Origin of the sequence: Rhodococcus sp. NPDC059179, from assembly GCF_042754885.1 — a bacterium.
In the GTDB taxonomy this organism is placed as follows: Bacteria; Actinomycetota; Actinomycetes; order Mycobacteriales; family Mycobacteriaceae; genus Rhodococcus_G.
The window spans coordinates 17480-32996 of the sequence record NZ_JBHZBV010000004.1 but is presented as its reverse complement, the minus strand read 5'-3'; the positions used below and the strand labels follow the sequence as shown (position 1 = coordinate 32996).

General features: G+C 69.4%; 15 protein-coding genes. 11 read left to right on the top strand and 4 right to left on the bottom strand.

All coding sequences use genetic code 11. The features are described from left to right. Nucleotides 1-29: 29 nt before the first annotated feature. The 3 genes from ACFXMV_RS10620 to ACFXMV_RS10610 all read left to right on the top strand — a co-directional run bounded on the left by ACFXMV_RS10620 (nt 30) and on the right by ACFXMV_RS10610 (nt 2284). The gene (locus tag ACFXMV_RS10620; protein ID WP_378502973.1) at nt 30-359 is read left to right on the top strand and encodes a TfoX/Sxy family protein; all 330 of its coding nucleotides are present in this window, start codon (nt 30-32) and stop codon (nt 357-359) included. Beyond that, a complete protein-coding gene (locus ACFXMV_RS10615) occupies nt 356-1696 on the top strand; it encodes a DNA polymerase IV (RefSeq protein ID WP_378500466.1) in 1341 nt (446 codons plus the stop codon). The genes ACFXMV_RS10620 and ACFXMV_RS10615 overlap by 4 nt, the downstream gene beginning before the upstream one ends. A gap of 96 nt (nt 1697-1792) precedes the next feature. Further along, nucleotides 1793-2284, top strand: coding sequence for a hypothetical protein (locus tag ACFXMV_RS10610; protein ID WP_378500467.1), 492 nt, complete (start codon nt 1793-1795; stop codon nt 2282-2284). A gap of 60 nt (nt 2285-2344) precedes the next feature. Here the strand turns inward: ACFXMV_RS10610 and ACFXMV_RS10605 are convergent, their stop codons facing one another. Beyond that, nucleotides 2345-3085 carry a sensor domain-containing protein gene (locus ACFXMV_RS10605; RefSeq protein WP_378500468.1) on the bottom strand — a complete coding sequence of 247 codons (741 nt, stop codon included), beginning with the start codon at nt 3083-3085 and terminating at the stop codon, nt 2345-2347. After that, a complete protein-coding gene (locus tag ACFXMV_RS10600; RefSeq protein ID WP_378500473.1) occupies nt 3085-3987 on the bottom strand; it encodes a hypothetical protein in 903 nt (300 codons plus the stop codon). Before ACFXMV_RS10600 ends, ACFXMV_RS10605 begins: the two co-directional genes overlap by 1 nt. A gap of 219 nt (nt 3988-4206) precedes the next feature. Here ACFXMV_RS10600 and lspA point away from each other — a divergent pair, with 219 nt between their 5' ends. The 4 genes from lspA to rarD are packed head-to-tail and all read left to right on the top strand — an operon-like array spanning nt 4207 to nt 7178. After that, nucleotides 4207-4692: a signal peptidase II gene (gene lspA / locus ACFXMV_RS10595; RefSeq protein ID WP_378500474.1), complete on the top strand. Its 486-nt coding sequence runs from the start codon at nt 4207-4209 to the stop codon at nt 4690-4692. Then, nucleotides 4689-5615 (top strand): RluA family pseudouridine synthase, encoded by a 927-nt coding sequence (locus ACFXMV_RS10590; protein ID WP_378500469.1) that lies wholly within the window; start codon nt 4689-4691, stop codon nt 5613-5615. Before lspA ends, ACFXMV_RS10590 begins: the two co-directional genes overlap by 4 nt. Further along, on the top strand, nt 5608-6267 hold the full coding sequence (locus ACFXMV_RS10585; RefSeq protein ID WP_378500470.1) for a hypothetical protein: 660 nt from the start codon (nt 5608-5610) through the stop codon (nt 6265-6267). Before ACFXMV_RS10590 ends, ACFXMV_RS10585 begins: the two co-directional genes overlap by 8 nt. Continuing rightward, nucleotides 6264-7178 (top strand): EamA family transporter RarD, encoded by a 915-nt coding sequence (rarD, locus tag ACFXMV_RS10580; protein ID WP_378500471.1) that lies wholly within the window; start codon nt 6264-6266, stop codon nt 7176-7178. The genes ACFXMV_RS10585 and rarD overlap by 4 nt, the downstream gene beginning before the upstream one ends. Before the next feature lie 3 nt (nt 7179-7181). On the opposite strand, the gene ACFXMV_RS10575 is transcribed toward rarD, so the two are convergent. Continuing rightward, complete coding sequence (locus ACFXMV_RS10575; RefSeq protein WP_378502972.1) at nt 7182-8225, bottom strand: alpha/beta hydrolase; 1044 nt, start codon at nt 8223-8225, stop codon at nt 7182-7184. Nucleotides 8226-8414: 189 nt separating this feature from the next. On the opposite strand from ACFXMV_RS10575, the gene dnaE reads away from it, so the two are divergent. Together dnaE and ACFXMV_RS10565 are read left to right on the top strand one after the other, a co-directional pair. Next, nucleotides 8415-11954: a DNA polymerase III subunit alpha gene (dnaE, locus tag ACFXMV_RS10570; protein WP_378499896.1), complete on the top strand. Its 3540-nt coding sequence runs from the start codon at nt 8415-8417 to the stop codon at nt 11952-11954. A 99-nt stretch (nt 11955-12053) separates the two neighbouring features. Next, entirely contained in the window at nt 12054-12884 is an 831-nt protein-coding gene (locus tag ACFXMV_RS10565) for a TetR/AcrR family transcriptional regulator C-terminal domain-containing protein (RefSeq protein WP_378499895.1), read from the top strand. Here ACFXMV_RS10565 and ACFXMV_RS10560 read toward each other — a convergent pair. After that, a complete protein-coding gene (locus ACFXMV_RS10560; protein WP_378499894.1) occupies nt 12865-13122 on the bottom strand; it encodes a hypothetical protein in 258 nt (85 codons plus the stop codon). The genes ACFXMV_RS10565 and ACFXMV_RS10560 overlap by 20 nt on opposite strands. Before the next feature lie 110 nt (nt 13123-13232). Here ACFXMV_RS10560 and ACFXMV_RS10555 point away from each other — a divergent pair, with 110 nt between their 5' ends. Then, nucleotides 13233-13667: a nitroreductase family deazaflavin-dependent oxidoreductase gene (locus tag ACFXMV_RS10555; protein ID WP_378499893.1), complete on the top strand. Its 435-nt coding sequence runs from the start codon at nt 13233-13235 to the stop codon at nt 13665-13667. Between the two features lie 13 nt (nt 13668-13680). Continuing rightward, a complete protein-coding gene (locus ACFXMV_RS10550) occupies nt 13681-15456 on the top strand; it encodes a pyruvate dehydrogenase (protein WP_378502971.1) in 1776 nt (591 codons plus the stop codon). The last annotated feature ends 61 nt before the right edge of the window (nt 15457-15517 follow it).

Below are 15517 nucleotides of genomic sequence, written 5' to 3'. Positions count from 1 at the left end.
TGTCGGGGTACCGGCGTAACTTCCCACCCATGAGCACCAACAAGGAGACGGTCGCGCACGTCCTCGGGCAGCTCGAGCCCCTGGACGTGCGCGCCCGCGCGATGTTCGGCGAGTACGCCCTGTACTGCGACGACAAGGTCGTCGGGTTCCTCTGCGACAACACACTCCTGGTCAAGCTGACCGACGTTTCGGCCGAGTATGCGGCCGACCTCCCGCTTGGCAGGCCTTACCCGGAGGCCAAGGACTATCACGCGGTACCAGGGGAACGGCTTGACGACACCCGCTGGCTGCACGAGTTCATCCAGCGCACCGCCGACGTGCTGCCCAAGCCGAAGAAGAAGAAACCCAAGGCCAGATGACCCGCCCGTCCACCTCGCGGCGCTGGGTGCTGCACCTCGACATGGACGCGTTCTTCGCCTCCGTCGAGCAGCTCACCCGGCCGACCCTGCGCGGGCGGCCGGTGCTCGTCGGGGGGATGGGAGGTCGCGGGGTGGTGGCCGGTGCCAGCTACGAGGCCCGCGCCTTCGGCGCGCGGTCGGCGATGCCGATGCACCAGGCCCGGCGTCTCGTCGGCGGGGGCGCCGTGGTGCTGCCGCCGAGGGGCGGGCTGTACTCGTCGCTGAGCAAGTCGGTTTTCGACACCCTGCGCACCCGGATGCCGGTGCTCGAGATGCTCTCCATGGACGAGGCGTTCGGCGAGCCGCCGGAGCTGGCCGGGGCCGACGCGGAGGCGGTGCGGGTGTTCGCGGAGGAGCTGCGCGCGCTGATCAGGGAGCGGACGGGGCTGGTGGCCTCGATCGGCGCCGGGGCGGGGAAGCAGATCGCGAAGATCGCGTCCGGCCTGGCGAAACCCGACGGGGTCCGGGTGGTCACCCCTGGCGAGCAGCGCGAGCTGTTCGAGGCGTTGCCGGTCCGCAAGCTCTGGGGGATCGGCCCGGTCGCGGACGAGAAGCTGCGCAGGCTCGGGATCGAGACGATCGGCGGGCTGGCCGCCACCTCCGAGACGGAGATCGTCGCGGTGCTCGGCGCCACCGTCGGGCCGAGCCTGCATCGCCTGGCGAAGGGGATCGACGACCGTCCGGTGGCCGAGCGCGCCGACGCGAAGCAGGTGAGCGCCGAGACCACGTTCGCGGCGGACCTGGTCACCCTGGGGGAGCTGCGCTCGGCGGTGGAACGCACGGGGGCCGCCGCGCACGCCCGGCTGCTCGGCGACGGCCGGGCCGCGAGGACGGTGGTGTTGAAGCTGAAGAAGTCCGACATGAGCATCGTCACCCGGTCGGCCACCCTGCCGTACGCGACGACGGACCTGCAGACCCTGGTGGCCACCGCGCAGCGCCAGGTGATCGATCCGATCGAACTCGGGCCGGTGCGGCTGGTGGGCGTATCGCTCGGTGGACTCACGTCAGTTCGGCAGGGTTCGCTGTTCCCCGACCTGGATCAGGGCGACGTGATGCTCATCACAGAAGTGGAGCGGCCTGCGGTGGCGCCGACCCCTGCGGCCGCCGAGCCGGCGCGCTGGCACCCCGGCCAGGACGTCGCGCATCACGAGTTCGGCCACGGATGGGTGCAGGGCAGCGGCCATGGCGTGGTCACGGTTCGTTTCGAGACCCGCTCGACCGGACCGGGACTCGCGCGTACCTTTGTCGAGGACGACGACGGTCTGGCCCCCGCCGACCCCGAGGCGAGTCTTCATTAAGGATCGCCTTATTTTTGTCGTGTTGACTACTGTCCCAGACGGACTCTGAGCTACAACGAGCACCGAGAACATGTTCACCCGAGAAAAGGAAAAGCATTGATGCTCCGTAAGACCCTCATCGCCGGTGTCGCCGTGGCGGCCGCCCTCTCGCTCGCCGCCTGTGGTGACGACACCACCGAGGCCAAGACGACCACGAAGGCCTCGGCTACCACCACCGCGTCTGAAAGCATCGAGTACCCGGCCGCGCCCACCGCTGTCGAGCTGAACGCGCTGCTGGTCAAGGGCCTCGATCCGGCCACGCCGGTCGCCGAGAAGGTTGTCCTGGTTCAGGACGGCGAGGCTGACCCGGGTCTGTTCGACGCGGTGGCCGCGGCCGCCAAGCAGTCCAACGCCACCGTCACCGTCGTGGACCCGATCCTCGACAACGGCGACGGCACCCTCACCGCCACCGTCAACATGGACATCGGCGGCCAGGTCAGCGCCGGCACCGCCGGCTTCGTGGTCGAGAACGGCACGTGGAAGCTGTCGAAGGAGTACGCCTGCAACATCGTCAAGCTGGCGAACCTCACCTCGCCTGCCTGCGTCTGACGCTCAGCTAGAACCCGACCGAATGCCGGTGCCCCGCAAGGGGTGCCGGCATTCGGCGTCTCAGGAGGTCGTTGCCCCGCGGACCCGGTCGGCGGCGGTACGGGCCAACCGCGTGAGCAGGTCGGGGCCGATCGGCTCCTGGCCGGAGGCGACGAGCTGGACCAGGGTGGAACCGATCTGGATGATCACCACGTCCGAGGTCATCGTCACCCCGTCGCTCGATGTCAGCAGGCGGACCGAGGTCGAGGCGTCGCCCACCGCGGGCTGATCGAGGCCGCCGAGGCGGTACTGCACCGCGAAACCGTCGGCGTCCGTGCCCCGATACTCGGTGCAGCCGGAGAACGTCTCCTGGACCCGAGCCAGCGCCTGCGCGACGCCGCCGTCCGGGTAGCTCGCGGCGTCGATGTCGATGCTGGTGAAGTCGGAGCCGCCGAACCGGGCCACCGCGCGCGCCGCCGAACCCGATGCCTGGTCGGCCAGTTCGCGCAGCACGGACGCGCAGGCCCGCGGATCGGTGCTCGATCGGTCGGCGGCGTCGTACTCCGGTGCGGGAGGCAGTCCCAGGTCCGCCACCGGATCCGCAAGGGGCGCAAAGCCGGTCGGGAGGTCGGCCGCGGTGAGCAGCGCGGCCCGGAGCCGGTCCGGGTCGGTGATCGGCCCCGAGGCCGACGGCTGCTGTGCCGCGACCGGGGCGGGCAGCGGCGGCATCGAGGTCGCCGCCTCCTCGCCGCCGGGTCCGGCGCACGCCGCGAACAGGGGTAGCGCAGCCAACGCGCAGGCGGCGACGCGCGTGGTGCGCATCAACCCGCCCACTGCACCCGGTTGGTGATGGTCTGCCGAAGCGTCGTGGTGCCGTTCGGGTCGCTGTAGCTCTGATGGCCCCCGACGGTGACGTCGCCGCCGACGGGCAGCGGCTGATTCAGGTCGACGACCATCGTGCCGGTTCCCATCATGACGTAGGTGTCGATGTTGAGCCGGCTCGACTTGTCCGGCAGATCCCACACCGAAGACTCGGGCGTCTGGGTCACCGAGACATCGACGGTCAGCCGGTCCCCGTCCCGTTCACGCAGGGTCGCGGTCGTCACCTGGTCGAGCGCGATCCCGCTCATCACCTGCTGCCGGAGGGTCCACACCGCTCCGACCCCGATCTCCGCGTCCGGGAACGACACCGTGCGATAGACGGACTGGTAGAGGGCCTGCTCGATGGCGGAGCGGGCAATGTCCTTCGACTCGGGTGCGGGCTCGATCCGGAGCGAGGTGATGGCACCGGTGGGGGTGACGGTGAATCCGGCGCCCGACCCCTCCGACTCCTGCAGTGCGTCCTCGAGGCGCGGATCAGGGGTGCCGATGGAACCAAGCGTCGCATCCACCTGGACGGCCGGATCGGACTGTTCGCCGCGAACGGTCGCGGTGATCGGGGTGCGCAGCTCCGGGGTCGAGAAGTCCTGCTGTGGCTGATCGTCGATCTGCTGATAGACCAGCGAGCTGGTGGTCAGTGTGGCCCGCTGCTCGCCGCCATTCGGCGGGTGCACGGTCACGCGCTGACGCGGCTCCGCGCCCGGCTCCAGGACGGTGGCCGTCACGGCCGAGACCGGGACGGTGACCTCTTTCGCGGACGCGGTGGGGACGTCGGCGGGGGTGGTGTCACCGCCGGACCCGCACGCCGAGACGAGGGAGGTGAGGGCGAGGGTCGCGGCGACCAGAGCGGTCCTGGCCGTCGCCGTTGCCGGGAGGGCTGACCGAGGAGAGAACACAGACACCCGACCAGGTTAGCCACGGTTGGGTGTGGTGGGGCCCGGCATGCCGCGGTAAGGGATGATGGCGGGGTGAGTGAAGCGGAGAATGCGGACAACCCCGGTATCGGGGCGAGCGAAGCGACGGGGGGTGTGACCGGGGTGGTTGCCGAGCAGGCGCCGCTGAGGATGCCGATGCTGATCGCGATCGCGGCACTGATCCTGGGCCTGGACCTGATCACGAAGATTCTTGCGGTGCGGCACATCGAGCCCGGAAACCCGATCAGCGTGATCGGCGACGTGGTGACGCTGACCCTGGTCCGCAACCCCGGCGCCGCGTTCTCGATGGCCACCGGCATGACCTGGGTGCTGACCCTGGTCGCGATCGGTGTGGTCATCGGCGTCATCAAGATCGGCAGGACGCTGCGGTCGCCGTGGTGGGCGCTCGGCCTCGGGCTGGTGCTCGGCGGCGCGCTCGGCAACCTGATCGACCGACTCTTCCGCGCTCCAGGGCCGCTGCAGGGTCACGTCGTCGACTTCGTGTCGGTCGGCTGGTGGCCGGTGTTCAACGTCGCAGACTCGGCGATCGTCTGCGGCGCGATCCTGCTGGTGGCGCTCACCCTGTTCGGATTCGAACCCGACGGAACCCGCGGCGCGAAGGCGGCGGGCGAATGAGGGAGACACGCTCGATGCCCGTCCCGGACGGGCTGGAGGGCATGCGCGTCGATGCGGGCCTGGCCCGGCTGCTCGGCCTGTCGCGGACCGCGGTGGCCGCGCTCACCGACGAGGGTGCGGTGCAGCTCGACGGCACCGCCGTCGGTAAGTCGGACCGGCTGCCCGCGGGGGCCTGGCTGGAGGTGGAGTTGCCCGAGCCGGCGCGGCCGCTGACCGTGGAGGCGCAGCCGGTCGAGGGCATGGAGATCCTGTATTCCGACGACGATGTCGTGGTGGTGGACAAGCCGGTCGGCGTCGCCGCACACGCGAGCGTCGGGTGGACCGGACCGACGGTGATCGGCGGCCTCGCGGCTGCCGGGTTCCGCATCTCCACCTCGGGCGCGCACGAGCGGCAGGGCATCGTGCACCGGCTCGACGTCGGCACCTCCGGCGTGATGGTGGTCGCGACGAGCGAGCGGGCGTACACGCTGCTCAAGCGCGCGTTCAAGCAGCGCACCATCGACAAGCGCTACCACGCGCTGGTGCAGGGGCACCCCGATCCGAGTAGCGGCACCATCGACGCCCCGATCGGGCGGCACCGCAGCAACGACTGGAAGTTCGCGGTCACCGCGGACGGCAAGCCCAGCATCACGCACTACGACACGGTGGAGGCCTTCCAGGCCGCGAGCCTGCTGGACATCCACCTGGAGACCGGTCGTACCCACCAGATCCGGGTGCATTTCGCGGCGCTGCGGCACCCCTGCTGCGGAGACCTGACCTACGGCGCGGATCCGCGGCTTGCGGAGCGGCTCGGCCTCGAACGGCAGTGGCTGCACGCGCGCCAGCTCGGGTTCGCGCATCCGTCGGACGGCCGCTGGATGGAGATCACCAGCGACTATCCGAAGGACCTGCAGCACGCGCTCGAGGTCCTCAGGAGTGTCTGACCGGGCCAGGGCGGTCGCGGCGGCGGGTTGTGCGCTCGCCCTGGCCGTTCTGGTCGTGACGCTCGGGGTGGTGAACCCGCCGCGGCCGACGTCGATCGTCACCGACCGGCTCGGTCCCGACGGCGGCGAGGAGGTGGCGGACTATCTGGTTCGCGCAGGCGAGTCGGTGCGAGGCTCCGACACCGACAAGCGCTGGGCACTGGTCACCCTCGGCGGCGAGGTGACCGCGGACGAGGCCTACGTGCTCGCCGACGGTGTCCGGATCTCGGGGATGCTGTTCCGGGTGCCGCTCGATCGCGTGCAGACCCAGTTGATCGGGGTGGACGTGCCGTCGAACGAGGAGGCGGTGCGCCGCTCGCCCGGCGTCGCGGCAGGCCGACTGCAGGGATCGGCGGGGGAGTGGGATCGGCAGGCCCGCATCGATGCGGTGTCGGCGGGCCGTCTCGCGACCGGGTGCGCCTGCGTGGTCGGGATGACCGTGCGCGGCGACCTCGCGCAGCTGCGCGCATTGGCGGCGCGGCCGGGCGTGCGGGCCGTCGAGGCGCTACCCGCGGACGCCGTCCACGGCCGCTTCGCGGTCACCCCGCTGCTGCCCGAGCACACCGACGTCGTGCGACCCGGCCCGGACGACGGCGAGGTGCCGCAGCGGTGAGCCACCCGGTCCGGACGGATACAGAGATCGGGGTCGCGTCCGCCGTCGGCGCGCACCTGATGTGGGGGTTGTTCCCGATCTTCTTCGGCCTGCTCGCCCCGGCGGGCGCCGTGGAGATCCTCGCGCACCGGATGCTCTGGACGCTGCTCGTGATGCTGCTGATCGGGGCGCTGTTGCAGCGGCTCTCGCGACTGCGCGCGCTGACCCCGAGGGCCGTCGCGATGGTGGCGGCCGCCGCGCTGATGATCTCCGTGAACTGGGGCATCTACATCTACGCGGTCCTGTCCGGAAGGGTGGTCGAGGCCGCGCTCGGATACTTCGTCAACCCGCTGGTCAGCGTGCTGATGGGAATGCTGATCTTCCGGGAGCGGGTCAACCGGTGGCAGGCGGCCGCGCTGGCTCTCGCGGCGGTCGCGGTCCTGGTGCTCACGCTCGACTACGGCAGGCCGCCGTGGATCGCGCTCGTCCTGGCGCTGAGCTTCGCCGCCTACGGCGTGATCAAGAAGGTGGTCCCGCTCGACCCGGTGACCAGCCTCACCGCGGAGGGCATGGTGACGGCGCCGTTCGCGATCGGCTACCTGGTCTTCCTCTGGGTCGCCGGCACGGGCACGTTCGTCGGCCACGGCCTCGGCCACACGCTGCTGTTGATGGCCGCGGGTGTGGTGACGGCGGCGCCGTTGCTGCTGTTCGGTGCCGCCGCGCAGCGGGTGCCGCTGGTGGCGCTCGGGATCATCCAGTACCTGACCCCGTCGCTGCAGATGCTGTTGGGGGTCGCCGTCCTGCACGAGGACATGCCGGGCTCGCGGTGGGCCGGATTCGTGCTGATCTGGCTGGCGCTGTTGATCTTCACCACCGACGCGGTCCGGCGGGTGCGCCGGTCCCGCCGAGAGGTCCTGCTCCCTGCGCGGTGACCGCTACGGCGCGGTGCGTGCCTTCAGGAACGCGACGGTCTCCACGAGTGCACGCTTGCCGTCCTCGTTGTCCAGGTTGAACTGGTACTCGTGCGGCAGCGCCGGCTCGTGGTCGTCGGGATAGAACAGCGTGGTGACGTCGACGCCGAGCCCGCTGAGCGTGGCGGCGAGCGGCTTCGACTGCTTGTCGGTCAGTGGATCACCATTGCCGCCGCTGAGGTATGTGGGCGGGAACTGGGCCGTGACGTGGTGCATCGTCGACATCTGCCGGACGGCCGTCGAGTTCCCGAAGTCACGGCTGCCGGTGTACGCCCAGATCGATTCGTCCGCACCCCAGCCCACGATCCCCGGCCCGCCGACCATCCCCATGACGTCGTAGATGCCGCAGTTGAGCACGACGCCGCGCAACTGCTCGGGTCGCAGCGCCGGGGTGACGTCGAGCTCACGCGCGTAGTCCGGATTGGTGACCAGGGTGGCCAGCTGGCTGGAGAGCTGCGAGCCGGCGGAGTCGCCTGCGAGCACGATGCGGTTCGGGTCGACGTGCAGGCGCTCGGCGTTGGCGAGGACGTAGGCGTGCGCGTCGTTGAGTTGGTGCACCGCTGTCGGGTAGGTGCGCTCGGGTCCGAGCGAGTAGTCGAGGGAGATCACCGTGAACCCCTCCGACGCCAGCAGCTGGTAGTACGGGGCGTAGTTCGACTTGTTGCCGGAGATCCACGCGCCGCCGTGGGTCCAGATCACCGTGGGCAGGGCGGCAGCGGTGCTCTCCGGGAAGTAGACGTCGAGGAGCGCGTCGTCGTCGCCATCCCGGTAGCGCTGGTCGGTGATGGACGCGACGCCCTGCGGCGCGTGTGCCTCGAGGGCGGTCGTGGTCTTCGCGGCGCCACGGTCGAAGACGAAGCGCACGGCCATCGTGCCGGGCCACGGGCTGAGGGTGAAGGCGAGGACGGCGGACACCACGAGGGCCAGGAGGATCCCGGCCGTCCACAGGAGGCGCCTTCCGCGGCGTGAGCGCGGGCGCCGGGTGGTGCCTTCTGTGGTGGTGGTCACGAGCTCTCCTCGACGCAATTCGCTGGCATCGGCTCAGTATCGCGGGCTGCGTCAGCGAGTCGCGGATAACACACCGGCGACCACCGTCTCGCCCGGCGCGGGTGACCGAGGCTGTCGGCCTCGCCGCCTACACTCAGTCGCTGAAACAATCAGAGCGCTCCAAGACCCTGGAGAGCATGAGAGGCGCGCGTGGCTGACTCGTTCGTACATCTGCACAACCACACCGAGTACTCGATGCTCGACGGTGCGGCCAAGGTCGGTCCGATGTTCAAGGAGGCTCAGCGGCTGGGCATGACCGCGGTCGGGATGACCGACCACGGCAACATGTTCGGAGCCAGCGAGTTCTACAACGAGGCGAAGAAGCACGACATCACGCCGATCATCGGGATCGAGGCGTACATCGCCCCGGAGTCCCGCTTCAACACCAAGCGCGTGCTGTGGGGTGACCGGAGCCAGAAGTCCGACGACGTCTCCGGCTCCGGTGCGTACACCCACATGACGATGCTCGCGGAGAACGCGACCGGCGTGCGGAACCTGTTCAAGCTGTCCTCGCGAGCCTCCGTCGAGGGTCAGCTCGGCAAGTGGGCCCGGATGGACGAGGAGATCATCGCCGAGCACCACGAGGGGATCATCGCGACCACCGGATGCCCCTCCGGTGAGGTGCAGACCAGGCTCCGTCTCGGCCACGACCGCGAGGCGCTCGAGGCCGCCGCGAAGTGGCAGGAGATCTGGGGCAAGGACAACTTCTTCCTCGAACTGATGGACCACGGGCTGTCCATCGAGCGGCGGGTGCGCGAGGGTCTGCTCGACATCGGCCGCCAGCTCGGGATCCCGCCGCTGGCCACGAACGACTGCCACTACGTCACCAAGGACGCCGCCGAGAACCACGAGGCGCTGCTCTGCATCCAGACCGGCAAGACGCTCAGCGACCCCACCCGGTTCAAGTTCGACGGCGACGGCTACTACCTCAAGTCCGCCGAGGAGATGCGTGCCATCTGGGACGACGAGGTGCCCGGCGCCTGCGACTCGACCCTGCTGATCGCCGAGCGCATCCAGCCCTACGACGAGGTGTGGGAGCACCGGGATCGGATGCCGATCTTCCCGGTCCCCGAGGGCCACACCCAGCAGAGCTTCCTGCGGCACGAGGTCCTGCGTGGCCTGGACCGGCGGTTCCCGGACGGTCCGCCGCAGCAGTACCTCGAGCGCGCCGACTACGAGATCGGCGTCATCAACGAGATGGGCTTCCCGGCCTACTTCCTGGTGGTCGGCGACCTGATCAACCACGCCAAGGAGGTCGGCATCTGGGTCGGCCCCGGTCGTGGCTCGGCCGCCGGTTCGCTCGTCGCCTACGCGATGGGCATCACCAACATCGACCCGATCCCGTACGGGCTGCTTTTCGAGCGGTTCCTCAACCCCGAGCGCGTCTCGATGCCCGATATCGACATCGACTTCGACGACCGCCGCCGCGGCGAGATGGTCCGCTATGCCACCGAGAAATGGGGCAGCGACCGGGTCGCCCAGGTGATCACGTTCGGCACCATCAAGACGAAGGCCGCGATCAAGGACTCGGCCCGCGTCCAGTTCGGCCAGCCCGGCTTCGCGATCGCCGACCAGATCACCAAGGCGCTTCCGCCGCCGATCATGGCCAAGGACATCTCGGTCGCCGGCATCACCGACCCGCAGCACGAGCGGTACAAGGAAGCCGTCGAGGTTCGAACCCTCATCGACTCCAACCCCGACGTCGCGAAGATCTACCAGACCGCCAAGGGCCTGGAGGGCCTGATCCGCAACGCGGGCGTGCACGCCTGTGCGGTGATCATGTCGTCGGAGCCGCTGACCGACGCGATCCCGGTGTGGAAGCGGGCGCAGGACGGCGCGATCATCACCGGCTGGGACTACCCGTCGTGTGAGGCCATCGGCCTGCTCAAGATGGACTTCCTGGGCCTGCGGAACCTGACCGTCATCGGCGACACGCTCGAGAACATCAAGACGAACCGGGGCATCGACCTCGACCTCGACTCCCTGCCGATGGACGATCCCGCCACGTTCGAACTGCTCTCACGGGGCGACACCCTTGGTGTGTTCCAGCTCGACGGCGGCGGCATGCGCGAACTGCTGAAGCTGATGCAGCCCACCGGTTTCGGTGACATCGTCGCCGCCCTGGCGCTGTACCGGCCGGGCCCGATGGGTGTGGACGCGCACACCTCCTACGCCAAGCGCAAGAACGGCCTGGAGGACGTCAGTCCGATCCACGCCGAGCTGGAAGAGCCGTTGGCGGAGATCCTCTCGGAGACGTACGGGCTGATCATCTACCAGGAGCAGATCATGCACCTGGCGCAGAAGGTGGCCGGCTACTCGCTGGGTCAGGCCGACCTGCTGCGCCGCGCGATGGGCAAGAAGAAGAAGGAGATCCTCGAGGAGGCCTACGGGGGCTTCCAGCAGGGCATGCTGGACAACGGCTTCTCGCAGCCCGCGATCACCGCGCTCTGGGACACGGTGCTGCCCTTCGCCGGATACGCGTTCAACAAGTCCCACTCGGCCGGCTACGGACTGGTCTCGTACTGGACGGCGTACCTCAAGGCCAACTACCCGGCCGAGTACATGGCCGGCCTGCTCACCTCGGTCGGCGACGACAAGGACAAGTCGGCGGTCTACCTCGCGGACTGCCGGAAGATGGGAATCACGGTCCTGCCGCCGGACGTCAACGAGTCGGCGGTGAACTTCGCTTCGGTCGGCAGCGACATCCGCTTCGGCATGGGCGCGGTGCGCAACGTCGGCGTGAACGTGGTGGCCTCGATCATCAACGCGCGCACGGAGAAGGGGAAGTTCACCGATTTCTCCGACTACCTCAACAAGATCGATGTGATCGCCTGCAACAAGAAGGTCACCGAGTCGCTGATCAAGTCGGGGGCGTTCGACTCGCTCGAGCATCCCCGTAAGGGCCTGTTCTTGGTCCACACCGACGCCATCGAGTCGGTGCTCGGCACCAAGAAGGCCGAGGCGGTCGGGCAGTTCGACCTGTTCGGGGACGCGGGCGGCGCCGACGAATCGCTGTCCTCGGTGTTCGCGATCCGGGTTCCGGAAGAGGAGTGGGAAACCAAGCACCGCCTCGCGCTGGAGCGGGAGATGCTGGGGCTCTACGTCTCGGGGCACCCGCTCAACGGGGTCGAGCACATCCTCCGCCAGCAGTCCGACACCTCGATAGCCTCGATCCTCGAGGGTGAGGTCAAGGACGGTGCCCAGGTGACCATCGGCGGCATTATCGCCTCGGTGGACCGGCGGGTGAACAAGAACGGTCTGACCTGGGCCATCATCCAGCTCGAGGACCTCGTCGGCGGCATCGAGGTGCTGTTCTTCCCACAGGCCTACTCGGTGTACGGCATGGACATCTCGGAGGACGCCATCGTGCTGGTCAAGGCGAGGGTGTCGATCCGGGACGACCGGATGTCGCTGATCGGCAACGACCTCGCGGTGCCGGACCTCTCCGCGGTCGGAGTGGCGAAGCCGGTGGCGGTGAGCCTGCCGACGCGGTTGTGCACCGAGGACAAGGTCGGCGCCCTCAAGCAGGTGCTGACCCGGCATCCCGGCACCTCGGACGTGCACCTGCGGTTGATCAGCGGCGACCGGATCACCACCCTCAAGCTGGACGACAGCCTGCGGGTGGAGCCGTCGTCGGCGCTGATGGGCGATCTCAAGGCACTGCTCGGCCCGGGCTGCCTCGCCGGCTGAGCCGGGCCGGGGGAGCGGGTAGTTCCGTGCACCCGGCAATCCCGTATGTCGTAAGGAAATTGCGGCCACAATTGCTTACCCCGTAAGGAGTTGTTCTCGGTGAGTGTAGTTGCAGGTCAGGGCGATGCTGCCCGATCGATGGCGTTGCTGTGGCGGGCGCCAGGCGCGGGCGGCACGAGGTCGGCGCCGGGTCCGAGGCCGGCGCTGACCGTGGACGAGATCGTCGCGGCGGCCATCGCGGTCGCGGACGAGGCCGGGATGGCGGGACTGTCCATGCGTGCGGTCGGGGCGCGGCTCGACCGGACGGCCATGGCCCTGTACACCTACGTGCCGAGCAAGGGCGAGTTGGTGGACCTGATGTACGACCGGGCGCACGGCGAGCTCCCGACCCACTACGACCTCACCGAGGGTTGGCGTCCGGCCGTCACATCGTGGGCCCGGGACCTGTGGGCGTTCTATGTCCGGCATCCGTGGACGCTCTCGGTCTCCTACGCGCGCCCGGTGCTCGGGCCCGACGAGCAGGCCGTCCTCGAGGCGCTGGTGCGGATCCTGTTCGAGGCCGGGCTGTCCGCCCGGGTCTTGCGTCGCGTCGTCGGCGCGCTGTTCCACTTCGTGCGCGGCGCCGCCGCAACGGTCGCCGATTCGCAGCGGGCGGCCGTCGCGACGGGAATGTCGGACGAGCAGTGGTGGTCGACGCGGTCCGCACTGCTGCAGCAGGTGGCCCCGGATTTCGCCGAACGCTTTCCGATGTTGGTTCGGCTGGGGGTCGAGGCAGCCGCGGAGGAGCGCGCGTTCCTGGAAGGCGGGCGAGCTCCGCATCTCGAGGACGAGGCGACCGAGAACTTCTCGGTCGGGCTCGACGTGCTGCTGGACGGGATCGAGCTCAGTCGCTCGGTGCAGGGTGCGGTGGCTAGCGGCCGGACCGCGTGACCCGGTCGCCTGCCCAGTTCAGGCGGCGTGCCCACCACACGACCACGGTGGTGGCGGCGGCGACGAGCACGGCGGTCTGCAGCGCCTGAGTGATCACGAGGAGGCCGACGAACGCCAGTAGGCCCGCGGCCAGCGCCTCGAGTTTGTAGAGGGGCCATTCGGTCCCCGCCAGATCCACCGAGGCGCCACTGCCGCGCGGCACGCGGGGAGCGTGCGGCGAATAGTCGGCGGTAGTCATGAGTTCAGGCTACAAGGAAATCGAAGTTCGGTCGAGCGAACACTTGAGTTCGCTCTCCGGTATCGACCCGATGGGCTGCACCGCCTCGGGCACGGGTGTTCACTGGGGACATGCCGCTCACCGGAGAGTACGAGCCAAGTCCGACCAAGTGGTCCGCCGATCAGGCCGAGCTGTACGAGAGTTCCGGCGGGACCAAGGGCACCACCATGCAGGGCAAACCCGTGGTCCTGCTGACCACGAAGGGCGCCAAGTCCGGCAAGCTCCGAAAGGCGCCGCTGATGCGGGTCGAGCACGACGGGGAGTACGCGATCGTCGCCTCGCTCGGCGGGGCGCCGAAGCATCCGGTCTGGTACCACAACGTGGTCGCCGATCCGCACGTCGAGCTGCAGGACGGCCCGGTCAAGCGGGACATGGTCGCCCGCGAGGTCACCGGCGACGAGAAGGCCGTGTGGTGGGAGCGCGCCGTCGCGGTCTGGCCCGACTACGCCGACTATCAGAAGAAGACCGACCGCCAGATCCCCGTGTTCGTGCTCACACCGCAGTAGGCAGGGAGGCGTCATGGCCGCGAACACCGTTGCAGACCAGATCGTTTCCCAGCTCGTGGACGCGGGCGTCCGCCGGATCTACGGCATCGTCGGCGACAGTCTCAACCCGATCGTCGACGCGGTCCGTCGCACCGGCGGCGCTGGCGCGGGGGGAATCGACTGGATCCACGTCCGCCACGAGGAGGCCGCGGCCTTCGCGGCGTCGGCCGACGCGCAGATCACCGGTGAGCTGGCCGTCTGCGCGGGATCCTGCGGACCGGGCAACCTGCACCTGATCAACGGGCTGTACGACGCGAATCGCTCGGGGGCGCCCGTGCTCGCCATCGCCTCGCACATCCCGAGCACCCAGATCGGCACCGGCTACTTCCAGGAGACGCACCCGGACCGGCTGTTCGTCGAGTGCTCGCGGTACGCGGAGATGATCAGCACTCCCGCGCAGTCGCCGCGGGTCGTGCACACCGCGATGGCCCACGCGATCGGACGGTCGGGCGTCGCGGTGATCACCCTGCCCGGCGACATCGCCGACTATCCGGCGGCAGGCACGCCGCCGACCCTGGTCAGGACGCGGCCGCCAGCCGTCGTGCCCGCGGAGGCCGATGTCCTGGCCCTCGCCGACGCGATCAACGGCGCCGAGCGGGTCGCGATCTTCGCAGGCATGGGTGTCCGCGACGCCAGGACCGAGCTGCTCGCGTTGGCCGACACCATCGCGGCGCCGATCGGGCACAGCCTGCGCGGCAAGGAGTGGATCCAGTACGACAACCCGTTCGACGTCGGCATGACCGGCCTGCTCGGCTACGGCGCCGCGCACGACGGGATGCAGGGCGCCGACCTGCTGCTCCTTGTCGGCACCGACTTCCCCTACGACCAGTTCCTGCCTGACGACGTCCGGACCGCGCAGATCGACGTCGCGGCGGAGAACCTGGGCAGGCGCACCGGCCTCGACCTCGCGGTGCACGGCGACGCGTCCAGCACGTTGGCGGCGCTCGCCCCGCTGGTGCGCCGCAAGCCGGACCGCGGGTATCTCGACCAGACCCTGACCCGGCACCGCACGCTGATGGAGAAGGTCGTCGGGGCCTACACCAGCCCGGTGAAGCAGCGCATGCCCATTCATCCGGAGTACGCGGCCTCGATCCTCGACGACCTCGCCGCCGAGGACGCGGTGTTCACCGCGGACACCGGGATGTGCAACGTGTGGACGGCGCGCTACCTGAACCCGAACGGGTCGCGGCGGTTCCTGTCCTCGGCGCTGCACGGCTCGATGGCCAACGCGCTCCCGCACGCGATCGGCGCGCAGTTCGCCGCGCCGGATCGGCAGGTGATCTCGGTGTCCGGCGATGGCGGCCTGTCGATGCTGCTCGGCGAACTCGTCACGGTGGCGTCGTTCCGGATTCCCGTCAAGATCGTGGTGTTCAACAACTCGACCCTCGGGATGGTGAAGCTCGAGATGCTGGTCGACGGGCTGCCCGACTTCGGCGTCGACGTGCCCGCGGTCGACTACGCCGCTGTGGCGGGCGCGCTTGGCATCTTCGCCCGGCGGATCGAGGACCCGGCGGACATCGAGACCGGCCTGCGGGAGGCGCTGGCGCATCCGGGACCAGCGCTGGTCGACCTCGTCACCGATCCGAACGCGCTGTCGCTGCCGCCGACGATCACCGGCGGACAGGTCAAGGGCTTCGCCCTTGCGATGTCGAAGATGGTGATGAACGGTGGGGTCGGCGAGGCCGTGCAGATGGCGAAATCCAATCTGCGGAACATTCCCCGGCCCTCCCAGTTCGACGCCCGCGGCTGAGAATCCGGGCCGGGTCTGCGGTTCACAGGCGCAGGTGGCAGCATGTTGTGGTGTCGAAATC